Here is an 18,928-nt window from a genome sequence, read left to right as displayed (position 1 = left end):
CGTTGCATAATTTTGCGCGCGACCTCATTTTTCCCTCATCAGGTGGACCGCCCGTCAGAGGCGTCTTGGAGGGGATTATCATGGGTGGATGTCGCTTGGCGTTGATGGCTTCGGTTGCAGGGATGGTGCCCGTCGCCCCCCTGCTGGCGCAATCCGCCCCACCGGCCGCCGAAGCAAAGGCCGATCCCGCGCCCGAAGCGGCGCAGGCCGATGACCTGGGTCTCAACGAGATCATCGTCACCGGCACCCGCACCGGCACGCGCAAGTTCGAGACGTCCTACGCCATCACCACCATCGACCCGCAGGCGATCGCGCAAAAGGCCCCCTTGGGCATTGCCGACCTGATCGCCTCGACGCCGGGCATCTATGTCGAAAGCTCGGGCGGCGAGGTCGGCAACAACGTTTATTCGCGCGGCCTTCCGGCGGACAATTATCGCTATCTCCCGCTGCTGGAGGATGGCCTGCCTGTATGGGAAGAAGGCGCAGGCGCCTTTACGAATGCCGACGAGTTCTTCCGCGTCGATGCGACTGTCGACTCGCTCCAGATCGTGCGCGGCGGCTCGGCCTCGATCACCGCGTCCAATGCGCCGGGCGGCGTCGTCAACGTCCTGACCAAGCGTCCGACCCGTACGCTCCAGGGCATGGTGAAGGGCGAGGTCGGCGACTGGGATCATTACCGGATGGACGCCAATGTGTCCGGGCCACTGACCGACCGGCTGTCTTTTGCGATCGGCGGCTTCTATCGCGAGGATAACGGCCTGCGGAACCCCGGCTTTACCGGCAATCAGGGGGGGCAGTTCCGGGTCGGCCTGCAATATGACTTCGCCGACAGTGGCTCGCTTTTCGTCAGCTATCGCAAGCTGGACGACAAGAACATCTTCTACACCGCCATCCCGCTCGCCAGCCCGTCTCAGGGCCTGCCGGGGTTGGATGCCGGCACCGGCACGCTGGTCAACACGGCCTTTGCCCGGCTGACCGTGCCCGACGGCCGCGGCGCGTTCGACAAGCGGGTGGACCTGACCCAGGGCATCCACACCGATACCGACACCTTTACCGCGATCTTCAACAAGCCGTTGGGCGATGGGTGGGAGGTCAACGACCGTGCCCGCTATACGACCGGCACGGTGGACTTCAACGGGCTGTTCAGCTCGGGTATCGCCACGTCGCAAGGGTTTCTGGCCAATGCGCTGACCCGGTTGCAGGCCGCCCGTCCGGACACCGTGTCCGCCGTCTATCGCGACGCCAGCAACGGCCAGACCGTCGCTGCCGCCGCGCTCGGCAATCAGCTGGCGCTGACCCAGAGCATCTTCAACACGGTCGTCAATGTCGAGAATGTGATCAACGACCTGAGCGTCACCAAGAAGCTCGACACCGGCATCGGTCGCCACACGCTGACCGCAGGCTATTATTTCAGCCATTTCAACCAGACCCAGAATTGGAACTGGAACGACATTCTGGTCGAGGCGATCAATCGCCCCCGCTATTTCGACGTGGTCGGTCTGAACGCGGCCGGTCAGCAGACGGTGGCCTTGACCAAGAACGGTCTGCTCAACCTGCACAGCAATTTGCAGCGTTTCCACGATGAGGTGACGATCAACGCCTTCTACCTGACCGATGCGTGGCAGGTGACCGAGGCGCTGCGCATCGATCTGGGCGCACGCTATCACCATGTATCGAAGGAAGGCACGATCGCGCAGACCACACGCACCAATCTGGGCGATGCGACGACCATTGCCGACGACAATGTGCTGGTCTTTACCGGCGCGACGACGCCCTATCGGTTCAAGACCGGGCAATGGGCCTTTTCGGCGGGCGCGAATTACGAGTTCGACAAGCGGGTCGCGGCCTTCGCCCGCTATAGCCGCAGCTTCCGCGTGACGCCGGAGTTCGTCCAGTGGTTCGGCGGCGTGCCGGTCGAGAACCAGATCGACCTGGTCGAGGGCGGGCTGAAATATGCCACCCGGCCCTTCTCGGCTTTCGTCACCTTGTTCTACAATAAATTCCCCAACATCGCCTTCCAGACGATCGTCGCGGGCCCGAACGGCCAGGCGCAGACGATCAACCAGACGGCGGCCGCCGAGTCCAAGGGCGTGGAGGTCGAACTGTCGTTGCGCCCGGTCGATTTCTTCGAGCTGGCGGCAAGTGGGAACTATCAGAAGATCAACTATACCAGCTTCGCCGGGCAGGATGCGAGCGGGCCGTTCAATTTCAGTGGCAACCAGATCGTCCGCCAGCCGCAGGTGCAGGTGTCGGTCCGCCCGACGCTGCATCTGCTCGGCGACCGGGTGAACATCTTCGGTGAGGCCGCCTATACCGGCAAACGCTATGTCGATGTGGCGAATACCATCGTCCTGCCAAGCTATACCGAGGTGCGGCTGGGTGCCAACTGGAAGGTCACCGACGCACTTCAGGCGCAGGTGGTCGCGACCAACCTGTTCAACGAGGTGGGCCTGACCGAAGGCAATCCGCGGGCGGGCTCGATCATCGGGGTGCAGGAAACCGCGTTCCAGGGCCGCCCGATCTTCGGCCGCCGTGTCCGTGCCAGCCTGACCTACAGCTTCTGATGCACAACGGGCTGGGCATGATCGTCGGGCTCGCGGCGGTGATCGCGGCGACCCCCGCTTTGGGACAGGCGTGGCAGACCATCACCTCGCCCGACGGGCGGATCGCGGTCGATGTGGCGGTGGACAAGGGCGAGGCGGTGTATCGCGCCCGCTATGACGGCAAGCCGATCCTCGATCGGTCGCGGCTGGGGTTCCGGTTCAAGGATGCCGCGCCGATCGATCACGACCTGACGCTGGTGGCCAGTCAGCGGACCGCGCTCGACCGCCCCTGGACTCAGCCCTGGGGCGAGCGGCGGTGGATGCGTGAGCACTATCGCGGGCTGGTCGCGACACTGGCCGCCACCGATGGCCGCGAGCTGGGCGTCGAGTTCCGCGTGTTCGATGACGGCTTCGGCTTTCGCTACACGCTGCCCGGCGCGGCGGAGCAGGCGCTGGTCGTGACCGACGAGGAAACCGAGTTCCACTTCGCGCAGAACTACCGCGCCTGGTCGATCCCGGCGTATCGCGAGAAGTACAGCGAATATGAATATAGCCGCTCGGCGCTGTCGGCGATCCAGACCGCGCAGACCCCGCTGACGCTGGAGGGCGACGGCGTGGCGATGGCGGTGCACGAGGCGGCGCTGGTCGACTTCCCGTCGATGAACCTGCACATGCCCGAGGAGAATAGCCGCACGCTGAAGGCCGATCTTTCGCCCTGGTCCAATGGCGACCGGGCGCGGACGCATGGCGGCGCGGTGACGCCGTGGCGCGTCGTGATGGTCGCCCCCGACGCCGCGCATCTGGCGGATTCGACCATCGTCCTGAACCTCAACGAGCCCAATCGGCTAAGCGACGTGTCGTGGGTGAAGCCGGAGAAATATATCGGCATCTTCTGGGCGATGCATACCGGCCTGCTGACCTGGGAGCCGGGGCCGAAGCTGGGCGCCACGACCGCGCGCGCCAAATCCTATATCGACTGGGCAGCAAGGCACGGCATTCCGGGTGTGCTGGTCGAAGGGTGGAATATCGGCTGGGACGTGCCCGAATGGTGGAAGAACGGCCATTCACGCTTCGTTTTCGACCGTGCGCAGCCTGCCTTCGACATGGCCGAAGTGTCTGCCTATGCCCGCGCAAAGGGCGTGGACCTGATCGGCCATCACGAGACCGGCGGACAGGTGAAGGATTATCTCGGCCAGCTGGAACCGGCGCTCGACTATTATGACCGCTACGGCGTGCGCTCGATCAAGCTCGGCTATGTCGGCACGCGGCTGGATGAAACGGAATGGCCCGATGGCCAATATGCCGTGCAGAGCCTGCAAAAAGTCGTCGAGGCGGCGGCGCGGCATCATATCGCCATCTTCCCGCACGAGCCGGTCAAGGATACCGGCCTGCGTCGCACCTGGCCCAATCTGATGAGCCGCGAAGGCGCGCGCGGGCAGGAATATAATGGCGGTAGCCCGGACAGCGGCAACGCGCCCGACCACACGACCATCCTGCCCTTCACCCGGCTGTTGTCGGGGCCGTTCGACTATACGCCAGGCGTCGTGCATTTCGATTATCGCGCGACGCGGCCGAACAACCGTGTGCCCTCGACCATCGCCAACCAGTTGGCGCTGTATGTCGTGCTGTACAGCCCGGTGCAGATGGCCGTCGACCTGCCCGAACATTATGACGAGCACGCCGACGCCTTCCGCTTCATCCGCGACGTTCCGACCGACTGGGAGGACAGCCGCACGCTGCAGGGAAAGATCGGCGAATATGCCGTCGTCGCGCGGCGGGATCGGAACAGCCCCGACTGGTATCTGGGCGCGATCACCAACGACACGGCGCGTGTGCTGACGGTGCCGCTCGACTTTCTGGACAAGGGCGCCCGGTACGAGGCGACCATCTATGCCGATGGCCCCGGTGCCGACTGGCGCACCGCCCCCGAAAAACTAGCGATCCGGCAGCAGATGGTTGTCGCCGGAGACCAGCTGTCGCTCGACCTTGCGTCCGGCGGTGGGCAGGCCATCCGGTTTCGAAGGTTTCGCCTTTCAAGCCAGCGGTCGATCGCGCGCCTCAAGGCTCCCAATCGATCATCTGCAGGACGTTTCCACCCAATTTCTGGAAAGCCCGCTGACGGCACGAGAAGACGATGATCTGCTGGTCGCGAGCCTGCCTGTGAAGCGCATCGAACATGCGCTCGATGCGGTCGTCGTCTGAATAGACCAGCGCATCGTCAAGGATCACGGGCGCCGGACGCCCGTCTCGCGCCAGCAGGCGGGCAAAAGCAAGACGGGTCAGGACCGACAATTGCTCGCGCATACCCCCGCTGAGGCGATCGACATCCTCTTCCTGACCGCTCCGCGTGATCTTGTGCGGCAGTAATGTGCGATCGTCGAAGGTGATGGCGACGTCATCGAACAGCAGACCGAGAAGCGGGCGCAGTTCGTTCATCACCGGCTTCAGATAGAGTTCGCTGGCATCGGCACGCGCCGCTTCCAGTGCCTGGGTGAGCCGCGACAGGACGGCGACCTCCTGCTCGAAAGCCGTCACCCGGCTCTGAGCGGCATCTCGCGCTTCCAGCGTCTCGCGCCAGCGTTCCTCGACAGCCTCGTCGGATTTCGTGGCAATGCGTGCACTCCATCCCGCGATATTTTCCCGGAGCTGCTGGGCCTCGGCGGCGGCAGCCTGTTCCACCGAGCGAACGCGTCGAAGGGCAGCATCCGCCGCGTCGAGGTCGATCGCAACGGCGGCATGTTCGTCATGCGCCTGCTGCGCTTTCGTCAGTACGGCTTCACGATCCGCCAAACGCTCGGCCAGTTCCTGCTGACGCGCTTCACGCCCTTCAGCCGGACCGAGGATCGCGACGACCTGTTCCTCGCGTGTGCGCAGACCAGCCAGTCGCGTTTCGGCGGCGACAAAGGCCTCATCGGCGTGGACGCGCGCAGGTTCGGTCGTGCGTATGACCTGCATCGCTTCGCGGCGGCGGTGCTCAGCGGCCTCGCGCTGCGCGCGCACTTCGGCCGGGTCCACTTCCAGATCGCCGTCCACAAGGTCGATGTCGGCTAGCGCGGCCACTGCTTGGCGCAAGGCATCGACCCCATCGGGCGCCACGATCGACAGCCGCGCCCTGGCTTCATTGGCCTGCGCCTCAATGCCCTGCACCCGTACCTCCTGGGCGCGTGCGGCGGCCAGATCGGCGACCCCCATGGAGGCCAGCAGCGTCTGGCGCTGTCCCTCCGCCTGGATCAGGCGCGTGTCGTCTCGCTCCGCCCTGTTGGAGCGCAGCGTGATGGTGCCCAAACCCGGCGCGATCAGTTGCGCCTGGACGTCATAGCCACGCTCTTCACCATCGCCCAAGGCAACACCGGCCATCGTCACACGGGCGGTCGCGCCGGGCTCATACGTCATTTGGACCGATGGACGCGCCGCATCCTGCATCGCGCGAAGGCGAACGATCTCGATGTCGAGCTCGGCCAGTTCGTCGACGGCGCCCTTCGGCAAGCGAAGGCTGGAAAGCTGCGCTTCGCACTCCTCGATCGTACCACGCAGCTGCTCGCCATGCCGCAGTCGCTCTTCCCATTCGGCGCGGCGTTCCGCCGCTTCGTGCGCCTTGCTCGCTGCATCGAGGCATTCGAGCAGGGCGCGGGCGGCAAGCTCTTCCTGTTCGGCCGCTTCGACATCGGCTTGCGCCCTGGCGATGATGTCGCTGGTCGAGCGCCGCCGTTCAACGGCCTCATCCCGGCGGCGATGCGCGTCGCGATTGTCCTCGGCCAGGGCATGGGCATCCGCCAATGCGCCATCGAACTGACGAAGGTCTCGCAGAGCAACGTCCCGCCGCTCCCGCGCCAACCCCAGTTCGGCGAGCAGGGTCTTGAGGCGATCGGCCTGCGACTTGGCAGCTTCGAATGCCGCCTCGGCTTTCTCGATATCCCGCTTCCGGCTGTCGCGCGCATCGGACTGCTCCAGCTCGGCCAGCCTGCGCTGGGCGAGGCTGCGCTGGTCGAGCTCGCTCCGTAGCGCCGCGACCTCCTTCTCCAGTTGCAGCGCCTCTTGCACCAGCCGGTCACGCAATGCCATCGCGGTCGCGTAACGCCCACCCGCCTTGGGCTTGCCGGTTGCGGTGACCAGTTCGGCGGCGGCTTGCGTCGCGGCGGCGATGACACCGGCCATGCGGCGACCGCCCGTCATCGCCTCGACCTCGCCCTGCACGGATTCGAGCAAGCTGGTGCGGACCTGACGATCGCTCTCTTCCTCCGTCCGGCTACGCGTTTCGATACCCGTCACGCCCTGGCGCACCCAGAGCAGCCCGGCCGGGCCGCCAGCGCCGCCCTGGATCAATCGGCTGATAAAGTTCTCCGCCTCGTCGGCCTGGGCGATCAACTGCCCCGATGCAAGGTCGACAACCTTGGCGAAGCCGCCGCTGTAATATTTCTTGGTGAGTCGATACCGCGCCCCGCCGACCGCGATATCCGTTTCGACCAAGGGGTTGCCGCCGCTATAGGGACGCAGGTTCCTGACACCGCCCGCCGTGCTGGAATGCGGCAGGAAGAACAGGCCGTGCAGCGCCTCGAAGCTGGTCGACTTGCCGAATTCGTTGGCGGCGCACAGCACGTTGACGCCGTCGCCGATCCCCTCGATCGCGACACCACGCCCGCCGAAGCGCTTTACGTTGTGAAACCGGAGCGCGTCGATCTTCATGATGTCACTCGCTGGGCATACTCGTACAGACGCGACAGGGCGGCACTGGCCACCGCGCGGGCTTCGGCCGACTGGGCAGTATCGGTGCTCTCGGCGAGCAGCATGTCGGCGGCTTCTCGCAGGGCGCCGGCGCGGTCGATCTGGTCCAGATCGTCCACATCGCATTCGGTCACCAGACCGGCTTCGTCCAGATCGAGCCACGCGAAATCGGGGACGACCTGCTCATAGGCGGACAGCAGGGCCGTCCGCGCGGCCAGCCTGGCCCGTCCGTCCATCCTGATCCGGGCCAGCGTCTGCCGCCGATCCCGCATTTCGGGCAACAAGGCCGCCAAGCCCGCTTCTGGATCGTCCCCCGCCAATAGATGCAGGTTGAATGTGCGCCAAGTGAATGTTCCGGTCGGAAGCGAAGTCACGGTGGGAACGGCACCCGCGCCCGCGATGTCGACCAGCAAGGCAGTGCCCGGTCGCTCGTGCTTGAACCGATCCTGTTCCGGCGCGCCGCTGTAATGGGTGCGAGGATCGACAGCCATGGCACCATGCCAGTCCCCCAGCGCCAGATAGTCGAGACCGGCTCGGCGCACCCGATCCGGCGCGATCACGTCGTCGCTCACGGCCTCCTCGGAGAAGCTCTGGATGGCACCGTGCGCCAGCCCGATGCGGATGGCCCCCTCCGGCGTGGGAGCACTGTCCATCCAGTCGCTCAGATCCTTGCCCGGTCGTCGAAATGTGCACGGCGCGGGCAACAGCACTGCGCCGTCCGCCAAGGGGATCGGATGCGCCGTGGTCGCAAGGACGACATTGGCCGGCGCCTCGCGCGCCAACTGTGCCCAAAGCTCGGTTGCCTGCAGCGAATCGTGATTGCCGGGCAGAATTATCCACCGGATCGGCACATGATGCGCCATCTCGGTCAGCGCCTGCCGCCGCACATCGGCCGCTGGTGTTTCCGTGTCGAACGTGTCCCCCGCCAACAGGATCGTGTCGACGCCCTGTTCGCGGGCGTGCCGTGCAAGGGTGCCGAGGACCGCATGGCGCGCCTCGCGGAGACGGCTGGGCAAGTCTCCGGAGAAATTTCCGAACCGCTTGCCGAGGTGCAGATCGCTCGAATGCAGAAAGCGCGTCACGGTCATGCCATTCCTGGCGGTGTGGCAGTCATGGTTGAGGGCATGACAGCTTCGCGGCACCGCGCAAGCGCCTCTTCCAACCGGGTCCGCGATCCGGCGGCCAGTCGTTCGACGCCCAGCAATCGCGCCAGCTCGCGCGCCGGATCGGGTTCGTCGAGCAATGCGGGATGCGCCCGCCCCACCGCGGCCAATTCCGCCAATGGGATATCCGGGATGGCCCGCCGTGAGTCGTCTCCACTTGGCGCGCGATAGGGGCGGAAGTCGAACACCTCGCCCGGCTTCCAGATGAACTCGCCGGTCGATTCGTGCGTCCGCTCGAAATCATGAAGATGCATGTCGATGCGCTCGCGGATCTTTCCACCGGTGCGCAACCAGCCATGGGCCCTGGCAATGCGCTGGTACAGGATATCGGTTCGCAAAGGACTCTCCGCATCCATGACGGCGACGATCATGTCGCGCAGGGTATCGCGATAGGCGAAGTCGAAGAATCGGGCGGGATCGACGGGAAAACTACCCAGGTCCGTGAGACGATAGCGGTCGTCAGCCTGTACCGAAGGCGGCGTGATCGCCGGAACCGGATGGGCACTGGCAAACTGCACCTCAATGGCGGGAGACGCGACCTCGGTGGCGACGAGTTCGACCTCGATGGGGCCAGGGGCAGACGCCACCGCTTCGATCTGGAGAACGGCTGCGTCGTCGCGAATGCCCTCAATCCCCTCGACCTCGTGGCCCATGTTCCAATGCGCTTCGACCACGGTATCGGCGCGGTTGGTGCGGCTCTGCGCGAGCAATGCCTCGAGCGCCGCGTGCAACCGCTCGGCGCACCCGGTGCTATCGTACCACCAGTCGGTCGACCACACGCGCAGCATATTCCAGCCGAGCCCGGTCAGCACCTGTTCGCGAACCTTGTCGCGGTCCCGCGCCGTCGCCGCGCTGTGATAGGTGGCGCCGTCGCATTCGACGCCCGCCAGATAGGCGCCCGCCAAATCGGGATGGCGGATACCCAGGTCGATACGGAAGCCCGAAATGCCGACCTGCGGCACGACGACCCAGCCGCGTTGCTCCAGTTGCGCCGCCACCGCTTCCTCGAAGGGAGAATCGAACCCGCCGACCGAACCCGCCGTCTCGGCTGGCAGGGCGATGGCCCCACGCTCCGCATAATCCAGGAAGGTCTTGAGGTGGTGGACCGCCAGCGCCTTGGTGCGCGTGGGATCGATCTGATCGGCGGTGAAGCCGGAGAAGACGATCAGTTCCTGGCGCGCGCGCGTTACCGCCACGTTCAGCCGTCGCTCGCCCCCGTCCCGGTTGAGGGCGCCGAAATCCATGGTCAGCTTGCCCGCTGCATCCTTCCAGAAGGTGATCGAGAAGAGGATGACGTCGCGTTCGTCGCCTTGCACATTTTCCAGATTCTTGACGATCGTCGCTTCGACCCGGTCATCCGCGAAGAACCATTCGAGCGCGGGTTCGTCCCGGCGCGCCAGGTCCAGCAGGTCGAGGATCAAAGACTGCTGCTGCGCATTGAACGTGATGATCCCCAAGGTGGGGCGGCTCTTTTCCGGCAGATCCAGCCACGCGCGCATCCGCGCGACCGCCTCGTCCGCCACCGCCTGCGCCTCGATCCGATTGGTGCGGGTCTTGCCGCGATCATAGATGCCGTTCGGCACCTTGCGCAGCCGCACCGCCCGGTCATCCACCTGGGGCGACGGGAACGTGACGAGACGGTTGTGATAATAATGGTGGTTGGAGAAGGCGATCAGCGATTCGCTGCGGCTGCGATAATGCCAGCGCAGGTCGCGCACGGGAATGCCCGATGCCTTGGCTTCGTCCAGGATGCTTTCCATGTCCTTTTCATGATCGGCGACCTCCTCGTCCTCCTCATTGCTGCCGAAGAAGTTGGTCGGCGGCAACTGCTTGGGATCGCCGACGATGATCGTCTGACGGCCGCGCGCGATCGCGCCGACCGCGTCCCATGTCGTGATCTGCGATGCCTCGTCGAAGATGACCACGTCGAACAGGGCCTGGTTGGGCGGCAGATACTGCGCGATCGACAAGGGCGACATCAACATGCAGGGTGCCAGCTTCGAGAAGTTCTCCGGCATCTTGCCGATCAAGTCGCGGATCGACTGGCTCGGACGCTGCAATTCCATCTGGTAGCGCAGCAGACCCAGTTCGGAATTGCGCGGCACGCTCTGCACGGCCGGCAAGCCATGCGCCAGAGCCCCCACGACGCGGCCGGTCGCGTGGGTGCGGACCAGATCGTCGATCTCACGAAATTCGCCGATCGCATTTTCATGCTGGAAGCGTCGGAAATCGCGCAGCACCGGCTCGCTGTCGAGCACCGTCGGCAACCACCACCGGGCATAGCCAAGACGGAACGCCGCGCGCGCCTGACCGGCGGGAACGACGCCGCCCTCGATCTGTTCGACCAACGCGCCCAACCCTGAGGCCACCGCTCGGTTGCGGATGCGGCACCAGGCCGACCAATCCCGCAGCAAGTGGCGTGCATCGGCCAACGCCGTCAGGCTTGCCGCCAGATCCGACAGCGCCGCCGGGCCCTCACCCAACGAGACGTCCCGTCCCGCGGCCTTGGCGAAGCGCGAGCGCGCCGTGTCGAAACCCTGCCGTGCGGCGAGTAATCGGGAGCCGCTCTGCCAGAGGCCGTTGCTGCCGTCGCGTTCTTGCATGGTGGCGGCGACCCGCCTGGCGATGATCTCCGCTTCGCCCGGACCCCAGCCATCCGTCCGCAACGCCGCCCGTAACGCATTCGCACCCTCCAGAATCGCGCGCAGCGCCGTCGGATCGGTGTCGAGGCCCGCGACCGGAAGTTGCCGGTCCTTCAGCGGCGTATGGTCGATCGCCGCCAGTTGCTCCCTCATCCGCAGGAGCAGGGGCAGATCCTGGTCCGGCTCCACCGTCCCACCGTCAGCATAACCTTGCAGCATGTTGGCGACCTTGCGCCGCCCCAAAGCCGAAAGCGGCCAGATCGAGGCGCTCGCTTCACGCCACTGATGATCCAGCGCGGTCAGATCCATGGTCCGCACGCTGGCGGCCGCAAAGGGGGCGCTCAATTGTCGTTCGGCATCCCGGTACAGCTCTATGGCGGCCGTCAGCGCGACCACATCGTCGCTCGTTCGCACGAAATCAGGATGGAACGCGATCGACAGGTCGTGATCACGCGCCGCTTCCAACGCGGCAGCCAGACCGCCTAGCGTCGCTACCCTCGATGTCACGGGCTGGTCGGAAACGGCCAGGCCAAGCACACCGCGATAGGCATCCAGCGCCCCGCCCAGCAGGTCGGCAGCGTTGCGCAGGGATTGCCCAGCGGCGAGCAGTTCGTCCTGCCGCGCCGTGCCCGGCTCATCGATATCGACCAGATCCAGCGCCGGACGACGCTCAATCGAGGCGAAGACCAGCCCAATCTCGCCCGCCAGTTCTTCGAGTGCGGCCAAAGTGACGGTGTCATGAACCTGCCCCTTGGGCCAACCGAAATCCGGCGCGGGCTCCGCTGCTCCCCGCAGAGCCACCCCGAGCGCCAGATAAGGCGTCCAGCCACTTGGATAGCTTTTGTGAAGCGCCTCGACATACGCATTCAGTGTATCGCGACGCAGCTTCAGCCGGTCATTGACCGTGATCCATTCCGCCGGATCGACTCGCCCCTGATGCTCCCACGCTGCCTTCAGCTGTGCCAGAAAGTGTCGACGATCGGCCTTGTTCGAATGAAGCTCGATACAATGGTCGCCCAGCCCATGTTCGCGCAGGCGGCGATACACCACGTCCAGCGCCGCCGTCTTTTCCGCGACGAACAGCACCGTCTTGCCCACGCCGAGGCAGTTCGCGATCATGTTGGCGATCGTCTGGCTCTTGCCCGTACCCGGCGGTCCGACGATCACGAAATCGCGGCCTTCCGCTGCCGCCAGGCTGGCGGCGGTCTGGGACGAGTCCGATGGCAGCAGGCAGATGATATCCGCCGGGGCATAGGCGCGATCGAGCTCGCCCTCGTCGCGGATGGCGGGCTGGCCGTCGCCGAACGGCTTGTCCGGCGTATCGATCAGATGGCGGACAACCCGATTTTCCCGCAGCGCTTCGGTCCGCTCAACAAGATCCTTCCACATCAGGAACTTGGCAAAACTGAAGGTCGACAGCGCCGTCTCGTCAACGACCTCCATACCGGGCACGTCCCGGACCGCCTGCCGCATCGCGGCCAGCACGCGCGGCACATCAATGCCGCTATCGTCCCGTGGCAGTTCGCCGCCGAACTGCGGCAGCTTCAGGTCGAAGTCACGCTCCAGAAATTGCAGCAGCGTCGCATTGAAGCGCGGCTCATCCTCATGAAAGCGAAGGCGGAACGGTGCGGTGGCACTGCGCCGCTCCAGCTTGACGGGGATCAGCAATAGTGGTGCGCGATAGCTGCGCTGATCCTCCGGCTTCTTCTTCCAGCGTAGAAAGCCGACCGCGAGGAACAGCGTGTTCGCGCCACCCTCCGCGAAATCGTTGCGCACCTGCCGGTGAAGATCGATCAACCGCGATTCGAGCTGGCGGCCATCAAGCAGTGACGGCAGCTCGTCCCGTGCCAGCGCCTCGGCGGCAAAACCGCGGTGCAGGTCGCGGCCATGCACCTCACGATATAGCGCCGCATCGCGCTCGCCGAGCGGGTTCTGTTGCGGGAGGGATACGATCTGGATCGCCGCACCATCCGACAGCCTGTCTTCCAGATAGGCGACATCGGTGCAGAGGAACGGGATCGTCTTCTTCGAGTCCGGAAAGTTCAGCAGCCGGTTGCGCAGGGTGAGATCGAGCAGTTTCTTCTGCCAGCGATCGATCCGTCCCGCCGCCGTGGTCGGCTTTTCCTCTATCTGCATGTCGGGCAGGTCGTTGAACGATGGCGCGGACGGCAGCGACAGAGGGGCGGCCGGGATTGCGTCTCCGTCTTGCCCCGGGTCACTGGCTGGCTTGGCGTCGTGCGAGGCGAGCGGCGTGATACCGCCGCTTCGCGCACGTCGTACGTCGATCGCGGCGACGAATGCCGCCGCTTCGTCTTCACTCATGCGGTGATCGAGCGCACGTTGCGCCACGTCCATGGCCATGGCCGGTCGATGGGTGACGCCCGTCGTTTCAAACACGATCAGCTCGCGCGAGGCCAGCGCCTTGCGAACATCCATCTGATCGGTTTCGACGGTGTTACCGAACGTCCGCTTGGTCAGCCAGACGCCGACGGCAGCATGGCCATCGAACAGCAGGATGACGGGATATAGGCCCGCGCCTTCCAATGCGGCTGCGAACAGCAAAGTGGTATCCAGGCACGTACCCAGCCGTTCGTCGGCAATCGTGGCGGGACGGCGCACCTTCTGCCCGCGCGCCTCGAAACTGGCTGGCGGCTCGGCGTAATGCACCGCCAGCGCGGCGATCGCGGAATAGATCGCGGCCGTCAGCATATAGGCCCGCTGCGGATCGCCCGACTGATAGCCGTCGAGACCGCTGGGGTGGCCATGCTCGGCAAGACGGTCCGCCGCGCTACGCAGGATGCGGGCGATGGCGGGATCGTTCGGCATCACGAATGCGGGCAGCAGCTGCGCCATGTCGGCGACACCGCCCCATTCATCCCTTGCCAGCAAGCGGACAGGGAAACGCTGTTCATCGAGCAGCTGGTCGCCCGCCGTCAGACGAAGCGTGATTTCTCCTCGTTCCGCTTCGTTCAGACCAGCCAGATACGCGGCATCGAGTTCGACCTTCCGGTCGCTGACGGACAGGCTGTCGCCAGGCAGCAGCCGATCGATGCTCCAGGATTTCGCTCTCAAGAAAGACGGTGAAGACGAGAGATCGAGCCGAATATTCTCGTGATGCTGCCCCTCGGCGTTTTCAATGTTAATCCCGCGAACGACAGGTATGGCATTCTGATATGATGCATAGGTAAAACTATGGGAGATGTCCGCGACGAGTGTCGGGCGTTTCTCCTGAGGCCGATCCATGCTCGATTCGTCGAAATTGCCCGAGTCAGAATCTTGCATGGAGCCTCCTTGCCGGTGACAAGGCTAGACAATCATTTTCCTCATTAAAAGATGAAATCAGATCCCATTTGGGTGATGCTTCATCCCAGTAGAAAATGGAGAATGACGCGGCGAGCAGAACGACGCTCGCATCCGCGCCCGCCCCTCACCGAGATCCGGTTAGGCCTTTTGCCACGCGAAGCCTGAGTTCGCGCAATCCCCCCTTTTCAGGAGAGGAGAGGGAAGAAAAAAGCAATGCTGAATGTCGATTATACCCATAGATCGGGTACGGCTGGCACGGCGGTGGCCGGCGATCAGGATGTCCGTACCAGAATACTTTGATCATGGCGGCTGGTCGCCCCGGAAATGAGAATTTCCCAGCAATCCGAGTGCCCATCGCTTTCACCTCGGGTGCGCCAATCACAAATGAACTTGCGAACCGCGTCGCGGCGACGCCGATAGGTCAGCGCCGCGCCGCCGGGACCGCTATCGTCGGCTGAGGCTTGGGATCGGGTGCGACCGGGTCCATGCCCTTGCCTGACGGCAGGGGCAGTGGCGGCGGGTTCTCGTCCATCAGGTTGCGCACGAAATAGTCGCGCAGCTTTCGCCAGAAGAATGGCTGGTACACGAAGTGCCGCGTATTGGGGAGGATGACCACGTCCACGTCACGCCCCTTGGCGATCAGCGTGTTGGCGAGGCGGAAGCTCTCCGTCACGGGCACATTGTCGTCGATATCGCCGTGCACCAGCAGCAACTTGCCGACCAGATTGCCCGCCACCGCCATGTTCGAATTGCGCTCCCAGATGTCGGGCGAGGCCAGGCCCATCGACACCTCCGGCCACCAGGCCTTGTCGAGCCGCAGATCATGGTTGCCGGCGCCCGCGACGGACACCTTGAAGAAGGCGGGGCGCCGCAGGATGAAACGCGCCGCATCATAGCCGCCCGCCGAGAAGCCATAGACCCCGACCCGGTCCAGATCCATATAGGGATAGCGCGCCGCCATCTGGCGCATCATCGCGACATGATCGTCGATGCCGACCTCGCCCAGATTCTGATAGGCGGGAAGGCGGAAGGCCTGGCCGCGCTGCGACGTGCCGCGCCCGTCGATCGCGACGACGATCGCGCCGAGCTGTGCGACGCTGTTGGTGTTCAGCCGCACGGCAGAGGTCCAGTCCTGCGGTACGACATGGGTGGTCGGGCCGGTATAGACATAGTCGATCACCGGATAGCGGCGGTTCGGATCGAAATTCGCGGGCCGCCAGATCATGCCGTATAGCCGCGTATGACCATCCGCCGCGACGCCGGTAAAGGGCTCCGGCGGTACGAAGCCGCTGGCGAATAGCGGCCGGGCATCGGCCTTGGCCAGCGTGGTCAGGATATGACCGTCGACCGCGGAGCGGATGACGGTCACGGTCGGATCGGTCGGGCTCGACATACTGTCGAGGACATAGCGGCCATCGAACGAAATGCTGGTGACGTGATCCAGCGGTTCGGGCGTCAGCAGCACCGGCTGGCTGCCATCCAGCACCACGCGATAGAGTTGCCGATAATAGGGATTGCGATCCGGCTCACGCCCGATGCCCGTCAGCAGCAGCGTCTTTTCCTGCGGTCGATAGTCGACGATGCCCGTCACCTCCCAATCGCCGCGGGTCAGCGCATGGCCGCCATCGGGATCGTCGGGCTGGACCAGATAGAGCTGCGCCCAGCCCGAGCGTTCCGACACGATCAGTTCGCCCCCAAGGTCGGGCGCGCCGCGGAAGGCGGTGGCGGTCACCGTCACCAGCGGCTTGACCGCCTCACGCGCGAGCAGCGTCGCGACGCCGGTATCGGGATCGGCCGAAAAGGATTCGATCTTCGAATAGCCGCGCTCGGTCCGCTGGAAGCGCAAGCGCCCGCCCAGCCAATAGCTGTCGATCTCGTCGGGATAGAGGCGCGCTTCGGGCGGCACCTGGATCGGGACCGGACGCGCCCGGCGCCGCTTCAACGCATCCTCGACATTGACGGTGTAGAGCGTGCTCAGCGGCACCTTCTCCGCACCCGCGAGCGGATAGATGTAGCGGAAGCTGCGCGGATAGAAGCTGCCAGGGGGATTTTCCTGGGTGATGGTCAGGGGGACGACACCACGCGTGTCGAGCCGCCAGGTGACGACATAACGGCTGTCGGGGGACCAGCGGACCTGTACGGGCCGCTTGGGATCCTCGGTCCCCTGTTCCAATATGTCGCTGAGCTGGGGAATGGTCAGGCCATAGGATTGCTCGGGCGTGCCATCGCTGGTCAGCGCGACTTCGCGCCCGCTCTTCCGGTCGCGCGCGACGAGATTGTCGTGGCGGGCCAGCACCTCGAACCGTCCATCGGGCGAGATCGCCCCTGTGCCCTGCGGCGGTCCGACCGGCGCGGCCACGACCTGGCCATCCCCGCCCAGGGTCCAGCGCCGCCCGACAAAGTCGAACGCCAGCGTACCGCCCGAATAGTCGAGCCCATCGAGGACCATCTGCTTGGGGTCCACCTCCTTGCCCGTCGCCCGGGCAAGCTGCGCGGCGAGCGCGCCTTCGTCGATGATCCGGCGCGATGTCCCGCTGGCGAGATCGTAATAGGTGAAGATGCGCGCGCCGACCGTCCCGGCGCGATAGAGCACGCCCTTGCTGTCGAAGGTGAATTGCGGGCGCGGCATCGCATCGGCGATCAGCGTATCGAAGGCCGGGGCCAGGAACTTGTCGGCCAACGCATAACGCTCCGCGACGGAGGGCATGGCCTTTGGCGCTACGCTGGTGGACTGGGCGAGGACCGGCTGGGGCAGGACAAGCGCCAGCATGGCCAGACGGCAAAGGGTCGTGGATGTCATCGTCATGCTCTCTATCATGCCATTATCCCCCGTGCCGCATCCGATGTCAGCGGACCGGCGCGTCGGCCAGCATCCGCAGGAAGAGGGCGGCGAACGCCCGCCCGGCGATTGGTATAAGCGAGATGCACTTCGTAGCGGCGACACAGATCGGGTTCCGCCCCCTGGAACAGGGCGGGATAGCGAACCGCCTCGCGCGCGCCTGCGGTTTCCTCCCATAGGCGATCCAACACCTCCTGGGCCCGGCGATCGTCCTTCGCCGACCAGTCCGGTGTCGCTTCGATCTCCGCAAGGTCGATCCACTGGCCCAAGATAGCGGGTAGCGTGGATTGGCCATGATCGGCAGGCCAACAGGCCGCCTCGCACATCCGGACCGCCAACCGATCCTGGCGATTCGCGCCGGGCGGCAATGCCAGCACGGCCGACCGGACGGCCTTCCAGCGCGCCCGGTCGGGAACATCCCCGTCATGGCTACGCCGATGCAGCGCGCGCATTTCGTCGAGAAGCGCGATCGCCTGGCCCGGACCATCCGCGATCTCCGGAGCATCCAGCAGGGCGAGCGCCGCGCCGTTCGCCACGCGCGACAGGTCCGCACCGACCGGAATCGTCTTCAGCGCGGCGTGGAGAAAGGGCTCTCCGTCCCCCATCGTCCGCACCTGCTCGGCCAGCGCCAGCAACAGCGCCGCAACGGGCAACGGCAAGCCGGCGCGTGACGCCAGCGCTTGCGCATCGGTTGGCGGCGCCTTGTCCTCGAGCAACGCCGCCTTGACCGCCGGATCGCCGTGGAACGCGCCGGTCACGCCGCTCCGTCCAGCAAGGTCGACAAACGCGTCCGCGATTGGACGCCGATCATGCGATCGCGCATTTCCCCCCCGGAGAAGAGCAGCAGCGTCGGCAGGGTGGAGACGGCGAAGCGATCCCGCAGGCCGGGCTCCTCCTCGACATTGACCTTCACGACCCGCGCCTCTTCGCCACGATCCTGGGCCAGATCCTCCAGCGTCGGCATCCGGCCCCGGCAAGGGGGCACACCACGGCGCCCAGAAATCGACCAGCACCGGCACATCCGCCGCCAACACCAGGTCGTCGAACGTATCGGCCGTGGCCACCCTTACGCTACTCACATCGCCTCTCCCGGAAATTCATGGTCCGCCACGGCCGCCGACCATCATGCCGTCGATGCGGATGGTCGGCTGGCCCACGCCCACGCCCACGTCCAGCGTCAGGCCCTGCTTGCCGCAGGTCGCGACACCGTCATCCAGCGCCCGGTCGTGACCGACCATGCTGATATGCTTCAAAGCCTCATGCCCGACGCCGATCAGTGGGCCGCGCTGGACCGGGCGCACGGCACGGTGCTGCTGCGCCATCCCGACCGGCTGTTGCCCGGCCTGCGCTGCATCAGCATCGCCGATCGCATGGACGCGCTGTCCCCAGCGTTGCGCCGTCGTCTGTGCACGCTGGAGATCGCCGTGCCGCCGCTGACCGCCCGGCGCGAGGATGCGGTGATCCTAGCGCGCCACTTCGCCCAGGTCGCGGGCGAGACCTATGGCCGCGCCTCGGTCATGCTGACGCCCGCCGCCGAGGCGCTTGTGGCTGCGACCGACTGGCCGGACGAGGTGCGCGGCCTGGCGGCGGCGATCGAGCGGGCGGTGCTGTTGTCCGACGACGGCGTGATCGACGCCGCCGCGAAAGCCGGCGCCCCCGCGCTGCTGACCGAAATACTGACGACGTTCCGGATGCGCCTGCCGATAGGGCGCTAGG

10 protein-coding genes and 1 pseudogene are annotated in these 18,928 nt (G+C 65.5%); 3 read left to right on the top strand and 8 right to left on the bottom strand.

Annotated elements, in window-relative coordinates; all coding sequences use genetic code 11:
• Positions 1-80 precede the first annotated feature (80 nt).
• Positions 81-2,564: a TonB-dependent siderophore receptor gene (locus QZ546_RS02780; protein WP_294234343.1), complete on the top strand. Its 2,484-nt coding sequence runs from the start codon at positions 81-83 to the stop codon at positions 2,562-2,564.
• 17 nt (positions 2,565-2,581) lie between these two features.
• Positions 2,582-4,681: a glycoside hydrolase family 97 protein gene (locus tag QZ546_RS02775; protein WP_294234341.1), complete on the top strand. Its 2,100-nt coding sequence runs from the start codon at positions 2,582-2,584 to the stop codon at positions 4,679-4,681.
• Here the strand turns inward: QZ546_RS02775 and QZ546_RS02770 are convergent.
• The 8 genes and pseudogenes from QZ546_RS02770 to QZ546_RS02740 all read right to left on the bottom strand — a co-directional run bounded on the left by QZ546_RS02770 (position 4,602) and on the right by QZ546_RS02740 (position 18,465).
• Entirely contained in the window at positions 4,602-7,226 is a 2,625-nt protein-coding gene (locus QZ546_RS02770; protein WP_294234338.1) for a DNA-binding protein, read from the bottom strand. The genes QZ546_RS02775 and QZ546_RS02770 overlap by 80 nt on opposite strands.
• Complete coding sequence (locus QZ546_RS02765) at positions 7,223-8,353, bottom strand: DNA repair exonuclease (protein ID WP_294234336.1); 1,131 nt, start codon at positions 8,351-8,353, stop codon at positions 7,223-7,225. The genes QZ546_RS02770 and QZ546_RS02765 overlap by 4 nt, the downstream gene beginning before the upstream one ends.
• Positions 8,350-14,142, bottom strand: a complete 5,793-nt coding sequence (locus QZ546_RS02760) for a DUF3320 domain-containing protein (protein ID WP_294234333.1) — start codon at positions 14,140-14,142, stop codon at positions 8,350-8,352. The genes QZ546_RS02765 and QZ546_RS02760 overlap by 4 nt, the downstream gene beginning before the upstream one ends.
• A 652-nt stretch (positions 14,143-14,794) precedes the next feature.
• Complete coding sequence (locus QZ546_RS02755; protein ID WP_294234331.1) at positions 14,795-17,173, bottom strand: prolyl oligopeptidase family serine peptidase; 2,379 nt, start codon at positions 17,171-17,173, stop codon at positions 14,795-14,797.
• A 14-nt stretch (positions 17,174-17,187) separates the two neighbouring features.
• Positions 17,188-17,970, bottom strand: a complete 783-nt coding sequence (locus QZ546_RS02750; RefSeq protein WP_294234328.1) for a hypothetical protein — start codon at positions 17,968-17,970, stop codon at positions 17,188-17,190.
• The gene (locus QZ546_RS02745) at positions 17,967-18,233 is read right to left on the bottom strand and encodes a thioredoxin domain-containing protein (protein WP_294234325.1); all 267 of its coding nucleotides are present in this window, start codon (positions 18,231-18,233) and stop codon (positions 17,967-17,969) included. The genes QZ546_RS02750 and QZ546_RS02745 overlap by 4 nt, the downstream gene beginning before the upstream one ends.
• A pseudogene (locus tag QZ546_RS17650) lies at positions 18,205-18,276 on the bottom strand (hypothetical protein); the annotation flags it as partial. The pseudogene QZ546_RS17650 and the gene QZ546_RS02745, both read right to left, overlap by 29 nt.
• Positions 18,277-18,309: 33 nt before the next feature.
• Complete coding sequence (locus tag QZ546_RS02740) at positions 18,310-18,465, bottom strand: hypothetical protein (RefSeq protein WP_294234321.1); 156 nt, start codon at positions 18,463-18,465, stop codon at positions 18,310-18,312.
• 6 nt (positions 18,466-18,471) lie between these two features.
• Between QZ546_RS02740 and QZ546_RS02735 the strand changes: the two genes are divergently transcribed.
• The gene (locus QZ546_RS02735; protein ID WP_294234319.1) at positions 18,472-18,927 is read left to right on the top strand and encodes a hypothetical protein; all 456 of its coding nucleotides are present in this window, start codon (positions 18,472-18,474) and stop codon (positions 18,925-18,927) included.
• Position 18,928: the final 1 nt, after the last annotated feature.

Source organism: uncultured Sphingomonas sp. (assembly GCF_913062585.1).
Taxonomy (GTDB): domain Bacteria; phylum Pseudomonadota; class Alphaproteobacteria; order Sphingomonadales; family Sphingomonadaceae; genus Sphingomonas.
The sequence above is the reverse complement of the archived record's forward strand: the minus strand, read 5'-3'. Positions and strand labels throughout refer to the sequence as shown.